This is a genomic window from Clostridia bacterium (assembly GCA_017620395.1).
Classification (GTDB): Bacteria; Bacillota; Clostridia; order Oscillospirales; family RGIG8002; genus RGIG8002.
This window is the reverse complement of record JAFZQJ010000035.1, coordinates 1-19,093: the sequence shown is the minus strand read 5'-3', so window position 1 is coordinate 19,093 and position 19,093 is coordinate 1. Positions and strand designations below refer to the sequence as shown.

Annotated in this window: 18 protein-coding genes; 4 read left to right on the top strand and 14 right to left on the bottom strand. The window is 59.4% G+C overall.

Annotated features, from left to right (window positions below):
- Nucleotides 1-57: 57 nt before the first annotated feature.
- From rpoD to J5441_08000, 6 genes are all read right to left on the bottom strand, one after another.
- On the bottom strand, nt 58-1,170 hold the full coding sequence (gene rpoD / locus J5441_08025) for an RNA polymerase sigma factor RpoD (GenBank protein ID MBO4935092.1): 1,113 nt from the start codon (nt 1,168-1,170) through the stop codon (nt 58-60).
- 14 nt (nt 1,171-1,184) lie between these two features.
- Entirely contained in the window at nt 1,185-2,960 is a 1,776-nt protein-coding gene (locus tag J5441_08020; protein ID MBO4935091.1) for a DNA primase, read from the bottom strand.
- Nucleotides 2,961-2,973: 13 nt separating this feature from the next.
- Nucleotides 2,974-3,972, bottom strand: coding sequence for a deoxyguanosinetriphosphate triphosphohydrolase (locus tag J5441_08015; GenBank protein MBO4935090.1), 999 nt, complete (start codon nt 3,970-3,972; stop codon nt 2,974-2,976).
- A 15-nt stretch (nt 3,973-3,987) separates the two neighbouring features.
- Entirely contained in the window at nt 3,988-4,605 is a 618-nt protein-coding gene (locus J5441_08010; protein MBO4935089.1) for a YigZ family protein, read from the bottom strand.
- 165 nt (nt 4,606-4,770) lie between these two features.
- Nucleotides 4,771-4,980: a 50S ribosomal protein L31 gene (gene rpmE, locus J5441_08005; GenBank protein MBO4935088.1), complete on the bottom strand. Its 210-nt coding sequence runs from the start codon at nt 4,978-4,980 to the stop codon at nt 4,771-4,773.
- 144 nt (nt 4,981-5,124) lie between these two features.
- The gene (locus tag J5441_08000) at nt 5,125-8,568 is read right to left on the bottom strand and encodes a discoidin domain-containing protein (GenBank protein ID MBO4935087.1); all 3,444 of its coding nucleotides are present in this window, start codon (nt 8,566-8,568) and stop codon (nt 5,125-5,127) included.
- Nucleotides 8,569-8,819: 251 nt separating this feature from the next.
- Between J5441_08000 and rplU the strand changes: the two genes are divergently transcribed.
- Genes rplU through rpmA form a run of 3 tightly spaced genes read left to right on the top strand, consistent with a single transcriptional unit; the run spans nt 8,820 to nt 9,753 of the window.
- Nucleotides 8,820-9,170, top strand: coding sequence for a 50S ribosomal protein L21 (rplU, locus tag J5441_07995; GenBank protein MBO4935086.1), 351 nt, complete (start codon nt 8,820-8,822; stop codon nt 9,168-9,170).
- Complete coding sequence (locus J5441_07990; protein MBO4935085.1) at nt 9,170-9,478, top strand: ribosomal-processing cysteine protease Prp; 309 nt, start codon at nt 9,170-9,172, stop codon at nt 9,476-9,478. Before rplU ends, J5441_07990 begins: the two co-directional genes overlap by 1 nt.
- A complete protein-coding gene (gene rpmA / locus J5441_07985; protein ID MBO4935084.1) occupies nt 9,475-9,753 on the top strand; it encodes a 50S ribosomal protein L27 in 279 nt (92 codons plus the stop codon). Before J5441_07990 ends, rpmA begins: the two co-directional genes overlap by 4 nt.
- Before the next feature lie 186 nt (nt 9,754-9,939).
- Here the strand turns inward: rpmA and J5441_07980 are convergent, their stop codons facing one another.
- The 8 genes from J5441_07980 to J5441_07945 all read right to left on the bottom strand — a co-directional run bounded on the left by J5441_07980 (nt 9,940) and on the right by J5441_07945 (nt 18,159).
- Nucleotides 9,940-12,210, bottom strand: coding sequence for a bifunctional 4-hydroxy-3-methylbut-2-enyl diphosphate reductase/30S ribosomal protein S1 (locus J5441_07980; protein ID MBO4935083.1), 2,271 nt, complete (start codon nt 12,208-12,210; stop codon nt 9,940-9,942).
- Nucleotides 12,201-12,815 (bottom strand): 1-acyl-sn-glycerol-3-phosphate acyltransferase, encoded by a 615-nt coding sequence (locus tag J5441_07975; protein ID MBO4935082.1) that lies wholly within the window; start codon nt 12,813-12,815, stop codon nt 12,201-12,203. Before J5441_07975 ends, J5441_07980 begins: the two co-directional genes overlap by 10 nt.
- Nucleotides 12,815-13,477 (bottom strand): (d)CMP kinase, encoded by a 663-nt coding sequence (locus tag J5441_07970; protein ID MBO4935081.1) that lies wholly within the window; start codon nt 13,475-13,477, stop codon nt 12,815-12,817. The genes J5441_07975 and J5441_07970 overlap by 1 nt, the downstream gene beginning before the upstream one ends.
- Nucleotides 13,477-13,950: an ATPase gene (locus tag J5441_07965; GenBank protein MBO4935080.1), complete on the bottom strand. Its 474-nt coding sequence runs from the start codon at nt 13,948-13,950 to the stop codon at nt 13,477-13,479. Before J5441_07965 ends, J5441_07970 begins: the two co-directional genes overlap by 1 nt.
- A 19-nt stretch (nt 13,951-13,969) precedes the next feature.
- On the bottom strand, nt 13,970-14,449 hold the full coding sequence (gene coaD, locus J5441_07960) for a pantetheine-phosphate adenylyltransferase (protein MBO4935079.1): 480 nt from the start codon (nt 14,447-14,449) through the stop codon (nt 13,970-13,972).
- On the bottom strand, nt 14,418-14,999 hold the full coding sequence (gene rsmD / locus J5441_07955) for a 16S rRNA (guanine(966)-N(2))-methyltransferase RsmD (protein ID MBO4935078.1): 582 nt from the start codon (nt 14,997-14,999) through the stop codon (nt 14,418-14,420). The genes coaD and rsmD overlap by 32 nt, the downstream gene beginning before the upstream one ends.
- A gap of 138 nt (nt 15,000-15,137) precedes the next feature.
- Nucleotides 15,138-16,970 (bottom strand): excinuclease ABC subunit UvrC, encoded by a 1,833-nt coding sequence (gene uvrC / locus J5441_07950; protein ID MBO4935077.1) that lies wholly within the window; start codon nt 16,968-16,970, stop codon nt 15,138-15,140.
- Nucleotides 16,960-18,159, bottom strand: a complete 1,200-nt coding sequence (locus J5441_07945) for a CapA family protein (GenBank protein ID MBO4935076.1) — start codon at nt 18,157-18,159, stop codon at nt 16,960-16,962. Before J5441_07945 ends, uvrC begins: the two co-directional genes overlap by 11 nt.
- A gap of 127 nt (nt 18,160-18,286) precedes the next feature.
- Between J5441_07945 and upp the strand changes: the two genes are divergently transcribed.
- Nucleotides 18,287-18,922: a uracil phosphoribosyltransferase gene (gene upp / locus J5441_07940; GenBank protein MBO4935075.1), complete on the top strand. Its 636-nt coding sequence runs from the start codon at nt 18,287-18,289 to the stop codon at nt 18,920-18,922.
- Nucleotides 18,923-19,093 lie beyond the last annotated feature (171 nt).

The following is a 19,093-nucleotide window of genomic DNA, read 5'->3' as shown; positions in this document are numbered from 1 at the left end:
CGCCTGTTCCGGCGGAACAGGCGGCGTTTACGGCTTTATTGCAATTATCGCAGGCGATCAGTTATCGAGGAAGTCCTTGAGCTTCTTGGAGCGCATCGGGTGGCGGAGCTTACGGAGCGCCTTGGCTTCGATCTGTCTGATGCGCTCGCGGGTGACGCCGAACTCGTCGCCGACCTCTTCAAGCGTGCGCGGTCTGCCGTCGACGAGGCCGAAGCGCAGGCGCAGCACCTTCTCCTCTCTCGGAGTCAGCGTGAAGAGCACCTCGGAGATGGTCTCCTTGAGCAGCTCGCGGGAGGCGGCGTCGGCGGGCGCGGGAGCGTCCTCGTCCGGGATGAAGTCGCCGAGGTGGCTGTCCTCCTCCTTGCCGATAGGCGTTTCGAGGGAGACCGGCTCCTGCGCGATCTTCATTATCTCGTGGATCTTCTCGACGGACATGCCCGCTTCCTCGGCGATCTCGTTGGCGGTCGGCGTTCTGCCGAGCTCCTGCACGAGCTGGCGCTCGATGCGGACGATCTTGTTTATAGTTTCGACCATGTGGACGGGGATGCGGATGATCCTCGCCTGGTCTGCGATGGCTCTGGTTATCGCCTGTCGGATCCACCACGTCGCGTAGGTTGAGAACTTATAGCCCTTGGTGTAGTCGAACTTCTCGACGGCGCGGATAAGTCCGAGGTTGCCCTCCTGAATGAGGTCGAGGAAAAGCATTCCGCGGCCGACGTAGCGCTTCGCGATGCTGACGACGAGGCGGAGATTCGCCTCGGAAAGCTTTTTGCGGGCTTCGACGTCGCCGTTCTGCATCTTGATCGCGAGCTCGACCTCTTCTTCGGCGCTCAGCAGCGGCACGCGGCCGATCTCTTTCAGGTACATCTTGACGGGATCGTCGTTGGTCGCCGCTTCGGCGAGCGCCTCTTCCTTTTTCTCCTCGTCGTAGTCGTCGAGGATTTCCTTGTCGATGTCCTTGTCGGGATCGAGGTCGTCGATGGAGTCGTCGAGCTGGATATCCTCGATGACTTCAATCCCCGCCTCCTCGAAGGCCTCGTACATACGTTCGATCTGATCGACGTCGAGATCGGAATCGTCGAGGACGTCCATTATCTCTTTGCTCGTCAGCGAGCCCTTTGCCTTTCCGTATTCAACGAGTTCCTTGACTATGTTTCTTTTTTCGCTCATGATCCTCTTCCCTTTCATTCTTCTTCCGGCTTGCGCCGGCCGCCCTTGCCGAGCCCGGATATGTAGTCTTTCAGCTCTTCGGGCGACATCTCTCTGATGCTTTCTCCGGTCAGCTTGCCCTTTTCTTCTTTGAGCGCCGAAATCGCTTTTTTAAGCGCAGCCTTTTCAAACGGCTCCTTATCGGCGTCAAGCATTATGCGCGTTATCGCGCTCATCTCCGTGACAGGATCGAAATCCGCGTTGAAGTCCGACAGGCCAGGCTTTCTTCCGTCTGAAACGACGCTGACAATACAATCAAATATCCTGCGGTCAAACTCCGTGACGAAATCGGAATCCGTCAGTTCGGTTTTAATAACATCGTAAGCCGAGGGGTTCGCATACAGACAGCGCAGTATTTCTTCTTCCGCCCGCGCGGCCCTCAGATTAGCGCGCTTTTCGGGGTTGGCTTTGTCGTCCGAGCCGAAGGAGGCGCGTATGCGCTGCTTCTGCTCCCTGACGAGCTCACGTTTGCCCTCGCGCTTGCGGCGGTCTTCGATCTCGGTCAGCACCGTCCGCTTGTCTACTGCGGTCTGCTCCGCGACGCGCGAAGCGTATATCTCGCGTTTCAGCGGACTGTCCTCCGCCGCGATCACCTCGACGGCGGCGTTTATATAACGCACCTTGCCGTCCGGTTTCGTAACGTCGTTGTCGCGCTTCAGCAGCTCCAACCGGTAGTCGACGTAGCTTCCCGAGCCGTAAAGCAGCTCGCCGAAGGCGTCCGCGCCGTAGCGGCGTATGAATTCGTCCGGATCCTTCGCGCCCTTGTAGTCGAGGACGTTGATCGAGATGCCTGTCGGCTTGAAAAGCTCGATAGCTTTCGACGTGGCGGTCCTGCCCGCTCCGTCGGAGTCGTAGGCGATCGTTACTTCGTCGAAGTAGCGCGCGAGAAGCCGCGCCTGATCCGCGGTTATCGCGGTGCCGCAGGTCGCTACGGCGCCGGTGAAGCCCGCTTCGTGCAGGGACACCGTGTCAAGATAACCCTCGGTGAGGATGAGCTTGTCCGCGCCTTTGGCGAAGTTGAGCGCAAATACCGTCTGTCCTTTGCGGTAGACCGGCGTGTTGGACGAGTTGATATACTTGCGCGGATCCTCGTCGCCGACGCGCCTGCCGCCGAAGGCGACGACTCTGCCGGTCACGTCGATTATCGGAAAAATCACGCGGTCGCGAAAAATGTCGTAGCAGCCGCCTTTCTTTCCCTTTGAAGCAAGGAACGCGGAGATCATTTCCTCTTCCTTGTAGCCCTTTGATTTCAGGTGATTGGTCAGCGCGTCCCAGCTGTCCGGCGCGTAGCCGATGCCGAAATGCGTTATCGTCTTCTTTTTAAGCCCGCGCTTTTTCAGGTATTCCATACCGCGCGCGCCGGCTTCTGAAACGAGCGTCTCATGGAAGAACCGCGCCGCGTCCTTATTCATGGCGAGCACGCGGGCGCGCAGACGCGCCGCCTTCTCCTCTTCCTCATTCTGCTCGAGGCGCACTCCCGCGCGGTCGGCGAGCAGCTTGACCGCCTCGGGGTAGTCGAGGCTCTCCTCGCGCATAACGAAGGTTATCACGTCGCCGCCCGCACCGCAGCCGAAGCAGTAAAACGACTGCGTATCGCTGAAAACGGTGAACGACGGCGTCTTTTCGCTGTGGAACGGGCACAGACCGACGAACCTGCTGCCGTTCGGCTTCAGGGTGACGTAGCGTGAAATTGTCTCCTCTATCGGGCACCGTTCCTTGATGCTCCGCAGGACGTCGTCCGTTATCCTCATAATTATTCCTTCGTCACTTATAGCTCTTCGGAATGTAGATATCCTCAAATACGCTGATAAGATAGGTGTCCGTCATGCCCGCGATGTAGTCGCATACGACGCGCTCAACGCCGTCTGACTCGATGTAGCTTTTGTAGCCGTCGGGCAGCTTGTCCGGGTTTTTGCAGAAGTGCTCGTAGAGGCGGATGATCGCGGCTTTCGCCTTGTTTTCCTCGCCCTTCGCGAGCGGATTGTAATAGACCTTTTCGTAAAGAAGCGTGTGGAGCTCGTCGTAAAGTTTCTTTATTTCCGGCTCCATGGTGATTATCTCGCTGTTCCCGCTTGCGCGGACGAGCGAGATTATCATAGTCGTTATGCGGTCGGAATGCGACCTGCCGAGCCCCTCGAGAATATCGGCGGGGATGTCGCCGGGCTTGAGGATGCCGGCGGTCTCCGCGTCGTCGATGTCGTGGTTCATATACGCGATATGGTCGGCATAGCGGACGATCTGACCTTCGAGCGTCGCGGCAAGCGGATCGCAGGTGTGTCGGACGATGCCGTCGCGCACTTCGTAAGTCAGATTAAGCCCGTTGTGATTGCGTTCGAGCACGTCCACGACGCGCAGCGAATGTTCGTAATGCTTGAATCCGGTCGGCGATACCTCGTTCAGCGCCGCTTCGCCGGAGTGTCCGAAGGGTGTGTGGCCGAGGTCGTGGCCGAGGGATATCGCTTCCGTAAGGTCTTCATTGAGGCGGAGCGCACGCGCGATGGTGCGGGCGATCTGCGCTACCTCAAGCGTGTGCGTCAGGCGGGTGCGGAAATGGTCGCCCTCCGGCGCGAGAAAGACCTGCGTCTTGTGCTTGAGACGGCGGAATGACTTGCAGTGGATGATCCTGTCGCGGTCGCGCTGAAAATCGGTGCGCAGCGGGCAGGGATCAATCGGCTTCTGTCTCCCCTTCGTGTCGCGGCTCTTGACGGCGCGGGGCGAAAGGAACTCGTATTCAAAGTTTTCGTATTCGATTCTCGGGTCCATCTTTTCTCCACTGCGCTAAAGCGCGACGAATTCGGCAGAGGCGGAAACCTCCGTTTCCGCTGTACCGTTGGTCGCTTCCGTGACGGAGGCGACGTATTTCTCAACGTCCTCGTTCCTGACGAGACAGGCGAGGGCGACTTTGTCGCTGTAATCGATGCCGTCGAGCTTTCCGGCGGCTTCCGCGAGCAGAGAAACTCTGCCGTGGTAGGAGTATTCATAGCAGGAGCGAACTCTGCGGCACTCGGTCATCGTGACCTTCTTCGCCGCCGCTACCGCTTCCGCAGCCGCCTTCGTGTAGGCGCGGACGAGCCCGGGCGCGCCGAGCAGTATGCCGCCGAAATAGCGTGTGACGGTGACGACGACGTCGGTCAATCCGGCGTTTTTCAGCACCTCGAGACAGGGCATCCCGCCCGTTCCCTGCGGCTCGCCGTCGTCGGAATAGCGGACGGCGCTTCCGCCGGAGGCGATATACGCGAAGACGTTGTGGCGCGCGTCGCGTTCAAGCGCGCGGATACGCGAAACGAACGCTGCGGCTTCCCTTTCGTCCGCGGCGTGAGCTATTCTGCCTATGAATTCGGAGCGCTTCTCGGTGTGGCGGGCTTCCGCTTCTTCAAAAACGGTTATATACTCCATACCGGCACCCCTATGCGAAAACGCAATTATTTTTACTATGCCCGAAAAGCACAAGCCGTATTGAGCTTGTGCTTCGAGAACTCGTTGTATTCTTCAATAGGTCGGCTTGATAAACTATCGGCATATCCTCCCGTAATTATTTACGTCGGAGCGATGCTGAACAGTTTATTTATTGTTATTAAGGCCGAACTTCTTGTTGAACTTATCAACACGTCCGCCGGTGTCGACCAGCTTCTGCTTGCCCGAATAGAAGGGATGGCACTTTGAGCAGATGTCAACGCGCAGATCCTTCTTGGTGGAGGAAGTCTCGATGACTTCTCCGCAGGCGCACTTGATGGTCGTCGGCTGATAGTTAGGATGGATTCCTTCCTTCATTGCACAAAACCTCTTTTCCTTGGCTGATCGGCGTAAAGTACGATCAGCTCTTAATCAGCAAGAGTCATTATACTATATGGTTCTCATAAATGCAAGTATTTTTTTCAAAAAAACGCGTTTTTTTTGAAAGCGCCCCGAAAGCCGCTAAACGAGCCGTTCCCGCGCGAGTCCGACGGCGCAGCGGAGCGCGGAAAGCGCGTCTGCGGCGGTGATCCTTCCGTCGCCGTCGAAATCGCCCGCGGACGCCTGCGCATCCGAAGGCGCGAGCAGTTCGGCCGCGATGCGAAGCGCAAGCAGCGCGTCGCTGACGGTGACTTTTCCGTCTCCGTCAAGCTCGCCGAGCTTGACGGGAGCCTCACCGTACCAGTAGACCTCAAACTCCGCGATCTGCATACGCCTCCTATTATTATTGAACGGGTTGCCGCGGAACTTCGTGCCCTCGAGTTTCACGTACTGCGCCTCGACGCCGTCGAAGTCGAGGATAAAGAAGTCGGTCGGGCGTTCAAATCCGGTCTCTTCGCGGACGACGCGCCAGTTTTCGCCGTCGTCGCTGACGCTGACGGTGAAGTCCTCGGGTATGCCGAAGCCCGCGTCGTCGCCGTATGCCCGAGGATAGATCACGAGCTGGTTTATAGCCTTAGGCGCGCCGAGGTTGACGTATACCCACTCGCTCCTGCCGCCGCTGACGTTTTTCGACGACCAGCCCTCGTTCTCGCCCGGGCGCGTGTCGCGGACGCCGTCGTTGACGAAGCGCTGGCGAAGCGCGGCGTCGCTTGCGTACGCCGTGGAGACGGCGGTGCGGCAGCCAAGCGCGTAGTTTTCGCTGAACGGCAGCGAGGTCGGCGCGAAGCGAACGTTCAGCTCCGCGTCGGCATCCATCGTCAGCGTAAGAGCGCTTTCGCGCGAGCCGAGCGTGCCGTCGAAGCCGGCGAAGCAGTAAGCGCGCGCAGGTATCGCTTCGACCGTCACCCGCGTTCCGGCGGCGAAGACTTCTTCATACGGCAGCGCGACCGGCGTTCCGTTGACCTCCGCCCTGCCGTTTTCCGTTTCGTTTATCTTCAGCGTGAAGCTGTCGCCGGACGGCTTCGGCGCGGCGTACGAGCCGACGCTCCATTCGCCCGGACCGACGTTGAAATAAACGTGACTGTAATCATCATAAGCGTAGGTTATACCCTCTGCGCCGGTATTCGCAACACCGTTATTCCATATCGTCACGCCGCAGGAAACGACCGCGGTCGCGCCTTCGGCGCGCGGAACGGCGAGCAGCGCGGCGCTGCCCTCCGGCACGTTGACTGTCATAGTGAAGCCGCCGTCATTCTTCTCGGCCTCCACCTCGATCAGACCCTTGACGGACGGGATCCCGGCACTGACCTTCGTTATCCGCCCGCCGAGCTGCGGCTTGACGATGAACTTTTCGTAGCCCGCCTCGAGCGGACGCACGCCCGCGGCGTAACCGGAAAGCGAAACGAGTCCGCCGCCCGCCCAGCCGTGGTTCGCGCTGCCGTCGGTCCACCGCTCCGGCAGAGTCGGATTCGGCGACGTAACGGCGTCGTAATAGCTCTCCTTCATCCGCTGTTCCGCGGCGTCCGGATAGCCCATGATATATAGCGCCTCGATGCAGTACTTGACCATATACGGACTTGCGAACTTGTTATTCAGCAGGATATCGCGCAGCGCCGGGAACTTATCGGGCGAAACGAGACCCGCGAAGACCGCGAGCGCCTGCGCTCTGTCGTCCGCGGGGCCGGCGTAGGTCGAGGAGCGGTATTCGCTCCCGTTCCAGAAGAGACGGTCGAACTTCGACGCCATGACGCCGCGGACGCCGGAGTAATACTCCGCGGTCTCCGCGTCGCCGAGGGCGATTGCGAAATCGACAACGGTCTTCACGCCGATATACGCCCAGATATTGAGGCACAGGTCCGTATCTACGTTGTTACCCCAGTCCACCCAGCTCAGATGCTGCGTATTAGTGCCGTTGCGGCGTTCAAACGGGACGGTGAAGGAGGTCTTGTCGAGTCTGAAAAGCGAGATATACTTCAGCAGCGCGGGGTACGCCTTCTCAAGCGTGAGGCGGTCGCCCGAATAGAGATAGTACTGAAACCACGACATCACGCCCGCGAGCGACTGTCCCGGCAACTCCGCCCATTCGTTGTAGCGGAGCGACGCCGGCGCGGTGGAGGAAATTACCCCTTCCTCGTTCTGCCAGTTTATGCGGACGGAGATATCCTTGCGGAGCGCGTCGAAAACGCGCTCGTCGAGCGTGTAGTACGCGATCTGCGCCTCGTTGACCATATCGCCGAGCCACGGTGCACGCTCGGAGTCGGGGCAGTCCATGAACGTGTCGCGGATGTTGACGTAGACGGTATCCGCCGCCTTGCGCCAGAGCGCGTCGTAGAAGTCGTCGTTGCAGTCGAAGTAACCGACCTCCTCGGCGTTGTAGCCGGAGCGGCGGTAGCCGAGCTCAACGACCTCCACGCCGGAGGGTACCGCGAAATCCGCGTACCACCAGTTTATCCACGCGGGCGACTCGTATTCCTGCTCGACGGCTTCGCCGTTTTCGCCGCCCTTCGTCACGTAGGTGACGGAGTATCTGCCGGCGTTCGGGCAGGAGACCTTTATCGTTTTGCCCGCCGGCGCGATCACTTTAAGATACGCGCCGAAGTGTATGTTCGTCGGGAAAAGCACGCGGTAGCCGCCGCTTATCTGCTGAACGTGCTCGGTATCGGCGACGGGATAGCTTTCGCGGTCCCACACCTTCCACTCGGGTATCGGGCGCGGCCACAGCTCGTTCCACGGCTTATCGCCCGCCTCGCCGAGTTCCGCGGCGTTCTCCCAGCCGGACGCGTCGAACTCCGGCTCGTAAAAACCGTCGAAGCCCTGCCGCGCGTCGTAGACGATATGGAACTCCTGCGCGTGGACGTTTACGCGGCTCGACGGCTGATAACCCATATGCCTGCTGACCTTCCAGCTCGAATCGGAGACGACGAGCTCGCCGCCCATCCGCGACTCGAACAGAAACGCGCCCTTGCCGCTGCCGACGTGGGAGTGTCCCTCGTTGCCGTAATACCACACGAGCGCGGCGATGACGTTTTTCCCCTCGCGCAGGTACGGCGTCAGCACTACCTCGTCGCAGTAGGTCGCGACCTCGGTTATCATTTCGTCAAGGTCGGGCTGTTCGTCGCTGCCCTGCGGGTAGATGTCTTTTTTCAAAAGCGCGGCGCCGCGCTTGAGCTGCCCTTCGTAGACGGCGAGCTCGCCGTTTATCCAGAGCCAGTATTTCGTATCGGCGGCGATCTTCGCGGTTATTTCGCCCTCAAGGTCGGAGGCGGTCAGCGTTACGTCTTTGCGGAACGCCATCCAGCGGTTCTGCGCGCCGTCGTCGGAGGGCGACCATATCCACTTCGCCGAGAAGGCATAGTCGCTCCTGCCGAAAGCGTCTTCGCCGCGCGCGACTATCGCCCGCGCGTTGTTCGCGGAAAAGTCCGGCACGTCCGCGCGCGCGAAGGAAGCGGACGGGAGCGTTCCCGCCAGCAGCGTCAGCGCGAGCGCGAAGGCGCATATGCGTTTTGTTATCGCGGCGTATTTCATGGCCGTACCCTCCCGAAATTGCTTGCGGATATATTTTAGCACGCTTCCGGCGTTCCGTCAATACGGACGAAACGCCCTTTTGCATTATATATATGAATAAAAATGTCAAAAACGGCAAAAAAACTCTTGACAAACGCGCGGCGGCAGTGTAAAATAGCACTTGCCGCGTGTTGAGGGCGTGTTTTTTGCACGCAATAAAGGCGTTTCGCCTGCCCCCGAACAGCGAGTCCTAATGAAAGAGAGGCTTTGTAATGTACGCTATTATCGTTACGGGCGGAAAACAGTACAAGGTTGAAAAGGGAGATCAGATCTACATCGAGAAACTCGACGCCGCCGAAGGTGAAGAGGTAACCTTCGATCAGGTTCTTTACGTCGGAGACGGCAAGAAGAGCAAGGTCGGCACCCCCACCGTCGCGGGCGCGACCGTCACCGCTTCCGTTCTGAAGAACGGCAAGGGCAAGAAGGTCACCATCCTGAAGTATAAGCCCAAGAAGGATTCCCGCAAAAAGCAGGGTCACAGACAGCCTTATACGAAGGTCGAGATAACCGCCGTTTCCGCCGCCGCCAAGAAAGCGGAGAAGACGGAAGAAGCCGCCGAGTAATGATCGCCGCGGTTTTCACCAGATCGGGCGGGAAATACGCCGGATTTGAGATCAGCGGACATTCGGGGCTTGCCGACGCCGGCAGCGACGTGCTTTGCGCGGCTGTTTCGGCGGCGACCGAGCTGGCCGCCAACCTCGCCGGAGGCGAGGCGAAGGCCGACGAAAAAAACGCGAAGGTCACGGTCCGTATCCCCTCCCCCGACGAAAACAGCGAGCGCGTGATACGCGCGCTGCGCGATCAGCTGAAGGGCTATTCGGAAGAATATCCGAAGAACATCAGAATCACAGAACAGGAGTGTGTGTTATGATCAGATTAGGAATACAGTTTTTCGCTCATAAAAAAGGAATGGGCTCCACCAAGAACGGCAGAGATTCCCACTCCAAGCGTCTCGGCGCGAAGCGCGGCGACGGTCAGTACGTCCTCGCCGGCAACATCCTCGTCCGCCAGAGAGGCACCAAGATCCATCCCGGCGCGAACGTCGGCAGAGGTTCCGACGACACCCTTTTCGCCATGATCAGCGGCAAGGTCAAGTTTGAGCGCGTCGGTAAGGACAAGAAGCAGGTCAGCGTCTACGAGGCGTAATTTGCTTTGAGTTGAAACCAAAGCGGGACAGACGAAAGTCTGCCCCGCTTTTGTTATGTGTTTTTGTCGTTCCGAGGAGGCAGCTCCCGCTTCGCGTTCATATTGCGAAGCGGTGAAAGTCAAAAAACGAGCTCCGAAAGGGCGCGCCCTTCGGAGCTCGTTTGTACCTTTTTATTATCGGCCGGATTACTCGGCGGCTTCTTCGGCCTTTTCCTCGACAGCGGCGGCGGCTTCCTCGACGGGAGCGGCGGCCTCTTCGACGGCCTCTTCGGCGGCGGAGGCGGCCTCTTCGACCTTCTCTGCGGTCTCTTCGGCGGCGGCGACGGCTTCCTCAACGGGAGCGGCGGGCGCCTCGGTCTCCGCGGGAGCTTCTATCGCGGCGGGATCCTCGGAAGCTTCGGAAACGGTCTCGACCTCTTCGGCGGGAGCTTCTTCGGTCTTCTTGGGGAGCAGCGCTCTGATGGAGAGCCCGACCTTGTGATTCTCGACGTCGATCGAGGTGATCTTCGCCTTGACCTGCTGGCCGACCTTCAGCTCGTCGGACGCCTTCTCGATGCGGCGGTCCGCGATCTGCGAAATGTGGATCAGTCCGTCGATGCCCGGAACGATCGAGACGAACGCGCCGAAGCTCATCAGGCGGTTGACCGTCACGTCGATGACGTCGCCGACGGCGAAGTTATCGGTGAAGGTGTTCCACGGGTTATCCTCTTCCTTGCGGTAGCCGAGGGAAATACGCTTCTTCTCGGCGTCGAAATCCTTGACGTAGACTTCGACTCTGTCGCCGATTGTGAAGATGTCTTCCGGCTTCTTGCCGCGCTCCCAGGACATCTCGGAGACGTGGACCATGCCGTCCACTCCGCCGATGTCGATGAAGGCGCCGTAGCTGGTCAGGGACTTGACCTTGCCGGTGTACTTCTTGCCGACCTCGATCTCGGACCACAGCTGCGCGGCAAGCTCCTTGCGCGTGCGGCGTTCGCCCGCCTTGATGGAGCCGATGACTCTGCGGCGGCGCGGGTTGATCTCGAGGATGACTATCTTCTGCGTGGTGCCGACCAGTACGGACAGGTCGCCGTCGCGCGGAATGCCGGTGCGGGACGCGGGGATGAATACGCGCACGCCGTTGACGATGGCGATAACGCCGCCGTTGACAGCGTCGGTGATCGTGCCTTCAAGGGGCTCCTGAGTGCCGACGGCCTTCTCGATCTCTTCGTAGCCTCTCATGGCGTCGACGCGCTTCTTGGAAAGCGTGACCATACCGTCAACGTCGTTGACTCTGGTGACGATGAGATCCAGCTCGTCGCCGACGGAAACGAGCTCTTCGGGCGACTTGGTGGTGTCGCTGCTGAGTTCGGAAAGCGGAACAAAAGCGTAGTGCTTGGTGTTCAGCTCGATCTGAACCTCCGTCGGAGTTATGCCTATAACTCTGCCGGTAACCCTTTCCCCGTTATATAAAGTCTTGAACGTGTAATCGACTGCTTCAGCAAAGCTCATCTCGTCAAGGTTTACTTCCTTAACAGGTTCTTCCTCCTTGACTTCAGTTTCAACGGCCTCGGCCGCTTTGGTCTCCTCGGCTATAGCCTCGGGCTCCTGCGATTCGATGATCGCGTCTTTTTCTTCGTTCATCTTGTGAACAACCTCCTCAATTATTCCCGACGGAGTGGACGCCCCGGCGGTAATCCCGACAATATCGGTATATGCATACCTGCCCATGTCAATTTCGTCCGCTGTCTCGACAAGGACGGTATTGTCGCAATGACTGCGGCAAAGCTCGTAAAGCTTCGCCGTGTTGGAGCTGTTTCTGCCGCCGACGACTATCATGGCGTCGCACTTCGCAGCAAGCTCCGCGGCTTCGGTCTGCCGCGCATCGGTGGCGCTGCAGATCGTGTTCACTATCTTCGCTTCCGGCAGCAGCTCCGCGGCGAGCGCGGTGCATTCCTGCCACTCCGAAACGGAAAACGTAGTTTGAGCCGCTATAATTATGCTATTATACTCTACTTTTTTTGATTCGTAAAGAGTTTTTTTGAAATTTTTTTCATTTTTGAAGACAAAGACGGAACATTTTGCGTATTTTCCTATCCCTTGGACCTCGGGATGCGTTTCGTCTCCCGCCAGAAGCAGCAAATCGTTCTCGCCGAGCGATTTCGCGAGCTCGTGGATGCGCTTGACGAACGGACAGGTCGCGTCCGCTACCTTCGCTCCGCGTGCGGCGAGCGCCTCGTAAACGCCGGGGCCTTCGCCGTGCGAGCGGATGACGACCGTTTCACCTTCCCGCGCTTCCTGCGGCGAGTCGATGCGGCGCACTCCCGCTTCCGCAAGCTCGCGGGTAACGACGGGGTTGTGTATCAGCTCGCCCAGCGTCGCAGCGGGCGCACCGGAATCGGCAAGCTCGCGGGCAAGCTTCACCGCGCGCGCTACGCCGAAGCAGAAGCCGGCGGTACGGGCGAGAATTACCTCCATTTTTCCGGTACCCTTTCCTTCAGCGCGAAGAGCTTTTCCATAAGTTCCTTCGACTTGCGGCGGTAATCCAGCATCGAGCCGCCCTCGACCGAGAATTCGGACGCGGGTATCACGTCGCCGATAACGACGACGTTGCGCGAGAAAGCGCGTACCTTGCCCTTTTTATTAAAGACGTAAACGGGCAGGACGCCGACTCCCGTCTTGTCGGAGAACATCGCGACGCCGGGCTTGCCGTCGTCCGGGTCCTCCCTGTGCGGAAGCCGCGTTCCCTGCGGGAAGAGCGCGAAGGTCTTGCCTTCGTTAATAATTTCATAGACGCGGTTGGTGGCGTCCGAATCGCGCATCCCGCGGTGCACCGGGAACGCGCCGAGCGCCTTTATCAGCGCTCCGAACGGCTTGAAGCGGAAAAGCTCCGCCTTGCCCATGTAATACAGCCGCTTTTTGCACGCCATGCCGATAAGGATCGGGTCGATGAAGGACGTGTGGTTTGAGGCGACTATCACCTGTTCATCCGTCGGGAAACCCTTTTTGTTGATAACGCGCTGCCCGTAAAACAGCTTGAAGAACGGGTAAACGATAACCTTGGCTACCGCGTAAAAGCTCATCAGACAAGCTCTCCTATCATTCGGGAAATAAAGGCGACCACCTGCTCAAAGCTCATATTCGTGGAGTCAATGACGCAGGCGTCGGGCGCGGGTTTAAGCGGAGATATTTCGCGGGTGCTGTCCTGCTCGTCGCGCTGCCTGATCTCCTCGACGACGGTGGCGTAGTCCGCTTCGATCCCCTTCTCCGCGAGTTGCTTGACGCGCCGCGCGGCGCGTTCCTCGGCGGAGGCGGTGAGGAATATCTTGATATCCGCGTTCGGCAGGATCACCGTGCCGATGTCGCGGCCGTCCATGATGCAGTCGTTCTTCGCGGCGATGCCGCGCTGAAGCTCGAGCAGGAACGCTCTGACCGCCGGCATCGCGGATATATCCGACGCCGCCATGGCGACCGGCTGAGTGCGTATTTCGTCGCTGACGTCGCGCCCGCCGAGCAGCACGCGCTGCTCGCCGTCGGTGAAACGCAGGGATATCTCCGTTCCGGGAAGGAGCGCTTCCACCGCGGCTTCGTCATGCGTATCCGCGCCGCTTTCAAGCACGCGCAGGGCGACGGTGCGGTAAAGCGCGCCGGTGTCGAGATAGAGCATCCCGCGCCGCGCCGCGACCTCCTTCGCAACGGTGCTTTTGCCTGCGCCGGAGGGTCCGTCAATCGCTATATTGAGCATTATTCAGCCTCTGCCGGCGCTTCGCCGCGGCCGATGTTCTTCATATTCTGACGCGCCTTGCGGATCTCGGTGAGCTCCTGAGTGAGCACCTCGTCGGTGTTCTTGAGCATGTTCTCGATATACTCGTTGGTGGAGCGCTTCAGCTCGGCGGACATCTTGTTCGCCTGGGCGACGGTCTCGTTCGCCTTCTGCTGCGCGGCCTTGTAGACCTCTTCCTGCGTGACCATGAACGCCGCCTTCTCCTCGGCTACGCGGATAACGGTATCCGCTTCGCGTCTGGCGTCGGCGATGATCTTGTTGCGGTCCGCGACGATGGTCTTCGCCTGGCGGATCTCGGCGGGCATGTTGAGGCGGATATCCTGGACGACGTCCTTTATCTGCTCAACGTCCACCATGCTCTTGGAGGAAAGCGGCACTTTCCACGCCTTGTCAATAAGCTCGTCCATTATGTCGAGCAGGTCGTCAATGTTCATATCCATAGTCTTCTTCTCCTTACGCTCTTATTTTTTTAACAACGTCATCGGCAATCTGCTCGGGAAGCGCGTCCCGAACGAAGCCGCCGTTGCGAATAACTTCTTTAACTATGCTTGAGCTGAGGTACATATACTCCGCGCTGGTCGTCAGGAAGACGGTGTCGGCGTCGGGATAAAGCTTGCGGTTCGTCAGCGCCATCTGGAACTCGTATTCGAAATCCGAGAGCGCGCGCAGGCCTCTGACTATGAAGCCGGCTCCCTGCTGACGGGCGAAATCCGCGAGCAGTCCGCCGTAGGAGGTCACCTCGATGTTTTCGATCCCCGCGGTCGCGCGCTTGATAAGCTCGACGCGCTCATCTGGCGTGAAGACGGGCGTCTTCTTCGCGTTGGACATCACGCAGATTATCAGCTTGTCAAACATCACCGAGGCGCGCTTGATGATGTCTATATGCCCCATCGTTATCGGGTCAAAGCTGCCCGGGTAAACCGCTATCCTCATCGGCGTCGGCTCCTTTCTCGGAAATCTTTTCAAACAGGGTGACGACCGCCCTGCCGTAAACGTAGGTCTTGCGGAGGCGCAGCCCTTCGGCCGCCTCCGGACGCGGCTCCGCGCCGTCGGTCTCGCAAAGCAGTACGCCGCCGTCGTCCAGCAGCTTCGCCGCAAGCGGCAGCAGCTTCGCCGTCCAGCCCTTGTTGTAAGGCGGGTCGCTGAAGATGATATCGAAGCGGTCGGAGCAGGAGTTCAGGAACGCGATCGCGTCCCTGCGGACCACCCTGCCCTCGAGCTTCGCTTTCGCGAGGTTGTTTTTTATGCAGCGCAGGGCGTTAAGGTCGATATCCACGAAGACGCAGGACGCGGCTCCGCGGCTGAGCGCCTCGATGCCCATTCCGCCGCTGCCGGCGAAAATATCGAGCGCCCTCGCGCCTTCGACCTCGCACTGTATCGCGCTGAAAACGCCTTCCTTCGCCTTGTCGCTCGTCGGGCGCGTGGTCATTCCCTTCGGCGCTTCGAGCAGCGTGCCCTTGGCGCTTCCGCTGACAACTCTCATCGTCTCACTCCGTTTTTACAGCGTGAACGGGCGGAAACAGCACCGAAGTCCCACTTTTCCACCTTAATAATATATGTTATCATATTTGGCGCTTTATGGCAAGCGGTTTTTTGGATTTTCGCCCGATTTTTTCGCGGATCACGCGTCGGCGGGGATGGCGTCGAAGAACTTGCGGACGTTCTCCGCGGCGGCGCGGCTCATGCCCTTGACGGCGGCGAGTTCGTCGACCGTGGCGGCGCGTACTCCGTCTACGCTTCCGAACGCTTTCAGCAGCGCGGCGGCGCGGCTTTCGCCCACGCCGTCTATCACGCGGAGCTGCGACGTTTTCAGCTCCGCCGAGCGCGCGGCGCGGTGGTAGCTTATCGCGAAGCGGTGCACCTCCTCGGAGACGGCGTAAAGCAGACGGAACGCCCGCGTCGTTTTGCCTATATCGAGCTCTCCCTCCGGCGAAACGAGGCCGCGGAGCGAGTGCTTGTTATCCTTCACCATGCCGAAGAAGGGGATATCCACGCCCTTCTCTCTGAACAGCTCGCCGACGACGGCGACGTGCTGGGCGCCGCCGTCGAGCAGGATCACGTCCGGACGCTCGAAGCCCTTCTCGCCCAGATGGGCGAGGCGGCGCGAAATCACCTCCGCGGTGGCGGCGTAGTCGTCGCCGCCGGTGACGGAGACGCGGAAGCGGCGGTAGTCGCTCTTTTTAGGCGCGCCGTTCTCGAAGACCACCATGCCGCCGACGGTCGTTTTGCCGCCGGTGTGGGATATATCGTACGCCTCGATGCGCGTCAGCTCGCCGGTCAGCCCGAGGTACGCCTTCAGCTCCTCGGCGGCCTTCGTTTTCTTACCGCCGCGGCGGACGCTGTACTGCACAAGCGCCTCCTCGGCGTTGTCGAGGCAGATGCGCGCTGTCTTCGGCAGGTCGCCCCTGCCCTTGCAGCGCAGGGAAACGCGCCTGCCGCGCTTCGCGGAAAGCCACTCGCGCAGCAGCGCGAAGTCCTCCGGCTCGGACGCGAGCGCGACGACGGGAGGCACCTCCCTGTCTTCGGAATAATACTCGCATATGAAGCTCGTCAGCAGTTCGGGGCCGCTCTCGGTCTCGTCGCAGTCGAAGAAGCTGCTTTCCTTCAGCTTCACCCTGCCCTCGCGGACGTTCAGCACGCAGACGCACTGCGTGACGCCGTCGGAGGTGATGGCGAAGGCGTCGTGCTCGCGGCAGTCGTCGGAAACGACTCCCTGCCGCTGCCAGATGCGGTCCACGGCGGCGATACGGTCGCGCAGCTGCGCGGCCTTCTCGTATTCCATCGCGTCGGAATACGCCTTCATGCGCGCGGTCATATCCTCCACCGCCTGCTTCATGCCGCCGTTTATGAACGCGAGCGCGTCTTTGACGTTCTCGGCGTAGCGCTCCGGCGGCACCCTGCCGGTGCAGGGCGCGCAGCACTGCTTTATGAAGTAGTTGAGGCAGGGGCGCTCCGAGCGCTTCCCGTACTCGAGCTTGCGCGTGCAGGTCGGCAGCAGGAACAGCTTTGACGCGAGCTCCAGCGTCTGCCGCGCCGAACCGGCGGACATGAACGGGCCGAAATACTCCGCGCCGTCGTCCTTTTTGTGATAGACGACGGTGAAGCGCGGGTACTGCTCCCGGCTCTGCCGAATGAAGCAGAAACCCTTGTCGTCTTTAAGCAGGATGTTGTACTTCGGGCGGTGCTGCTTTATCTGCGAGCATTCGAGCGTCAGCGCCTCCAGCTCGGAGGTGGTCAGTATGTAGTCGAAATCGTATACGTTCTCGACCATGCGGCGCGTCTTGCCGGTGTGGCTTTCGAAGCGCGCGAAATACTGGCTCACGCGGTTGCGGAGCTTCTTCGCCTTGCCTATGTAAATGATTTCTCCCTCGCGGTTTTTCATGATGTAGACGCCGGGAGTCAGCGGAAGCGAATTCGCCTTTTTCAGGCACGCTTCAATGCGATCATTTTTCAAAAAGGTACTCCTCTTCGATATTGTCGGTGACGACCTTGTTCAGATATTTCAGCGAGAAGCCGGAATAGGTCTTCGCCTTGCAGCCGTGGGCGGAGGCGAGCTCCTCGGTGTATTCGGAAAGCGGATATATGCGGACGTTTTTCATTCCGCGGTTATAGTGCGTGACGAGCGGAACGTAGCAGATATTCTCTATCGAGATCTCGCCGGTGTTGTTGTTTTTGCGTATATCGAGGTCGACAAGCCCGCCGAGCATATTGCAGGGGCCGTTCATCGCGGAGACGAAGTTGCCGAGCGAGTAGACGCAGAAGGTCTTTCCGCCGTCGGCGCGGTCGAGCCACTTCATCGGCTGGATGACGTGCGGATGCGTGCCGATTATCAGGTCGACGCCCCAGTCGGCGAGCTTCTGCGAAAGCGTCTTCTCGAGCTTCGTCAGCGCGGTCTTGGTGCGCTCGGAGTAGTTCTCGTCGCCCCAGTGCGCGGAAACGGCGACGACGTCGCATTCCGCCTTCATAACGTCTATCGCCTTCTTGATGACCGCCTCGTCCTCGGCGTAGACGATGCGCTCTGTCATGGAGTCCGGCGCGACGAGTCCGTTGGTGTGCTCGGTGAAGCCGAAGAAGCCGATCTTGACGCCGTTTTTCTCGATATAGTGGCAGGAATATAGGTCGGCCTCGTCCTTATACATACCGCAGACGCAGATATCCTTATCCGCCTGCGTATCCCAGTACTCGAGCGTGGCGGCGATGCCCTTGCGCCCCTTGTCGAGCATGTGGTTGTTCGCGTGGTTGAAGACGTTGAAGCCGACGTCGAGCAGGCAGTCGCCCATCTCCGTCGGAGTGCAGAAGCGCGGGAAGTTCGACGGCTCGAAGTATTTGCCCGCGAGGACGGTCTCCTGATTGATGAAGGCGACGTCCGCCTTCTGAATTATCGGCTTGACGTGTTCGTAGACGTAGGAGAAATCGTATTCCAACTCCGCGGTGCCGCGCTCCTTCGCCTGATTGTAAATGACGTTGTGGATGAGGTTATCCCCCACCGCCATAAGGCGCACGACGGAGTCCGGCTTCGGCGCCGACGGCTCCGCGGACGACGCGGACGTATCCGCGGGCAGCGGCTCCTTCGCGCCGCAGGCGGCGAACGCGAACGCGACGCAAAGCAGAGTTATCAAAGCGGCGAGACGTTTCAGCTTCATACTATCACTCCTTATACGCTTGATTTTATCACACCCTGTCGACAAATGCAAATATTATGTCATTATTTTGTTGCATTGAGTCGAAGCTTGTGCTATAATGAAAAAAACACGAGAGGGGCAAAAGAAAATGCATCACGAAAATCCGACTATCTTCAATCATCCGCTGATCTCGCACAAAATCACCCTCCTGCGCGACGTGAACACCGGCAATATGCAGTTCCGTCAGCTCGTTGAGGAGATCGCGATACTTATGGGCTACGAGGCGCTCCGCGACCTGCCCACCGAAAAGATCGAGATCGAGACGCCCATTACCAAGACCGTCTCCCCCGTCATCGCCGGCAAGAAGCTCGCCATCGTCCCCATCCTCCGCGCCGGTCTGGGAATGGTCAACGGCATCCACGCGCTCGTGCCCACCGCGAAGGTCGGACATATCGGTCTTTATCGCGATCACGAGACTCTTGAGCCCCATGAATATTACTGCAAGCTGCCCGAGGACATCGACAAGCGCCTCGTCATCCTGCTCGATCCGATGCTCGCGACGGGCGGAAGCGCCTGCGCCGCGGTCGACTTCATCAAGCAGCGCGGCTGCAAGCACATCAAGTTCATGTCCATCATCGCCGCCCCCGTCGGCATCAAGCGCCTGATGGACGCGCATCCCGACGTTCAGCTCTACTGCGGCTGCCTCGACGAGAAGCTCAACGAGAACGGCTACATCGTCCCCGGCCTCGGCGACGCCGGCGACCGTATCTTCGGCACGATGTAAAACAAAACAAATACGCGAACGCCGCTCCTTTAAAGGGCGCGCAAATTAGGGATAAGTCGGGTTTTGAACGGCTGTTTCCCGCCCATGCTTCACAAAAAACAGCGGCCATACATCAAGTATGACCGCTGTTTTGTTGTTTTGCCTGAACGATAAACATCTCGTTCAAAACTG

Bases quoted from the DNA above. Each gene is read 5' to 3' on its own strand.
- rpmE (MBO4935088.1), bottom strand. From the start codon at position 4,980: ATGAAGGAAGGAATCCATCCTAACTATCAGCCGACGACCATCAAGTGC.
- coaD (MBO4935079.1), bottom strand. From the start codon at position 14,449: ATGAGGATAGCGGTTTACCCGGGCAGCTTTGACCCGATAACGATGGGG.
- rsmD (MBO4935078.1), bottom strand. From the start codon at position 14,999: ATGAGAGTTGTCAGCGGAAGCGCCAAGGGCACGCTGCTCGAAGCGCCG.
- upp (MBO4935075.1), top strand. From the start codon at position 18,287: ATGCATCACGAAAATCCGACTATCTTCAATCATCCGCTGATCTCGCAC.
- J5441_08010 (MBO4935089.1), bottom strand. From the start codon at position 4,605: ATGGAGTATATAACCGTTTTTGAAGAAGCGGAAGCCCGCCACACCGAG.
- J5441_08020 (MBO4935091.1), bottom strand. From the start codon at position 2,960: ATGAGGATAACGGACGACGTCCTGCGGAGCATCAAGGAACGGTGCCCG.
- J5441_08000 (MBO4935087.1), bottom strand. From the start codon at position 8,568: ATGAAATACGCCGCGATAACAAAACGCATATGCGCCTTCGCGCTCGCG.
- J5441_07975 (MBO4935082.1), bottom strand. From the start codon at position 12,815: ATGAGCTTTTACGCGGTAGCCAAGGTTATCGTTTACCCGTTCTTCAAG.
- J5441_07945 (MBO4935076.1), bottom strand. From the start codon at position 18,159: ATGAAGCTGAAACGTCTCGCCGCTTTGATAACTCTGCTTTGCGTCGCG.
- rpoD (MBO4935092.1), bottom strand. From the start codon at position 1,170: ATGAGCGAAAAAAGAAACATAGTCAAGGAACTCGTTGAATACGGAAAG.
- J5441_08015 (MBO4935090.1), bottom strand. From the start codon at position 3,972: ATGGACCCGAGAATCGAATACGAAAACTTTGAATACGAGTTCCTTTCG.
- J5441_07980 (MBO4935083.1), bottom strand. From the start codon at position 12,210: ATGGAGGTAATTCTCGCCCGTACCGCCGGCTTCTGCTTCGGCGTAGCG.
- J5441_07965 (MBO4935080.1), bottom strand. From the start codon at position 13,950: ATGAACATTGACGACCTGCTCGACATAATGGACGAGCTTATTGACAAG.
- rpmA (MBO4935084.1), top strand. From the start codon at position 9,475: ATGATCAGATTAGGAATACAGTTTTTCGCTCATAAAAAAGGAATGGGC.
- rplU (MBO4935086.1), top strand. From the start codon at position 8,820: ATGTACGCTATTATCGTTACGGGCGGAAAACAGTACAAGGTTGAAAAG.
- J5441_07970 (MBO4935081.1), bottom strand. From the start codon at position 13,477: ATGCTCAATATAGCGATTGACGGACCCTCCGGCGCAGGCAAAAGCACC.
- J5441_07990 (MBO4935085.1), top strand. From the start codon at position 9,170: ATGATCGCCGCGGTTTTCACCAGATCGGGCGGGAAATACGCCGGATTT.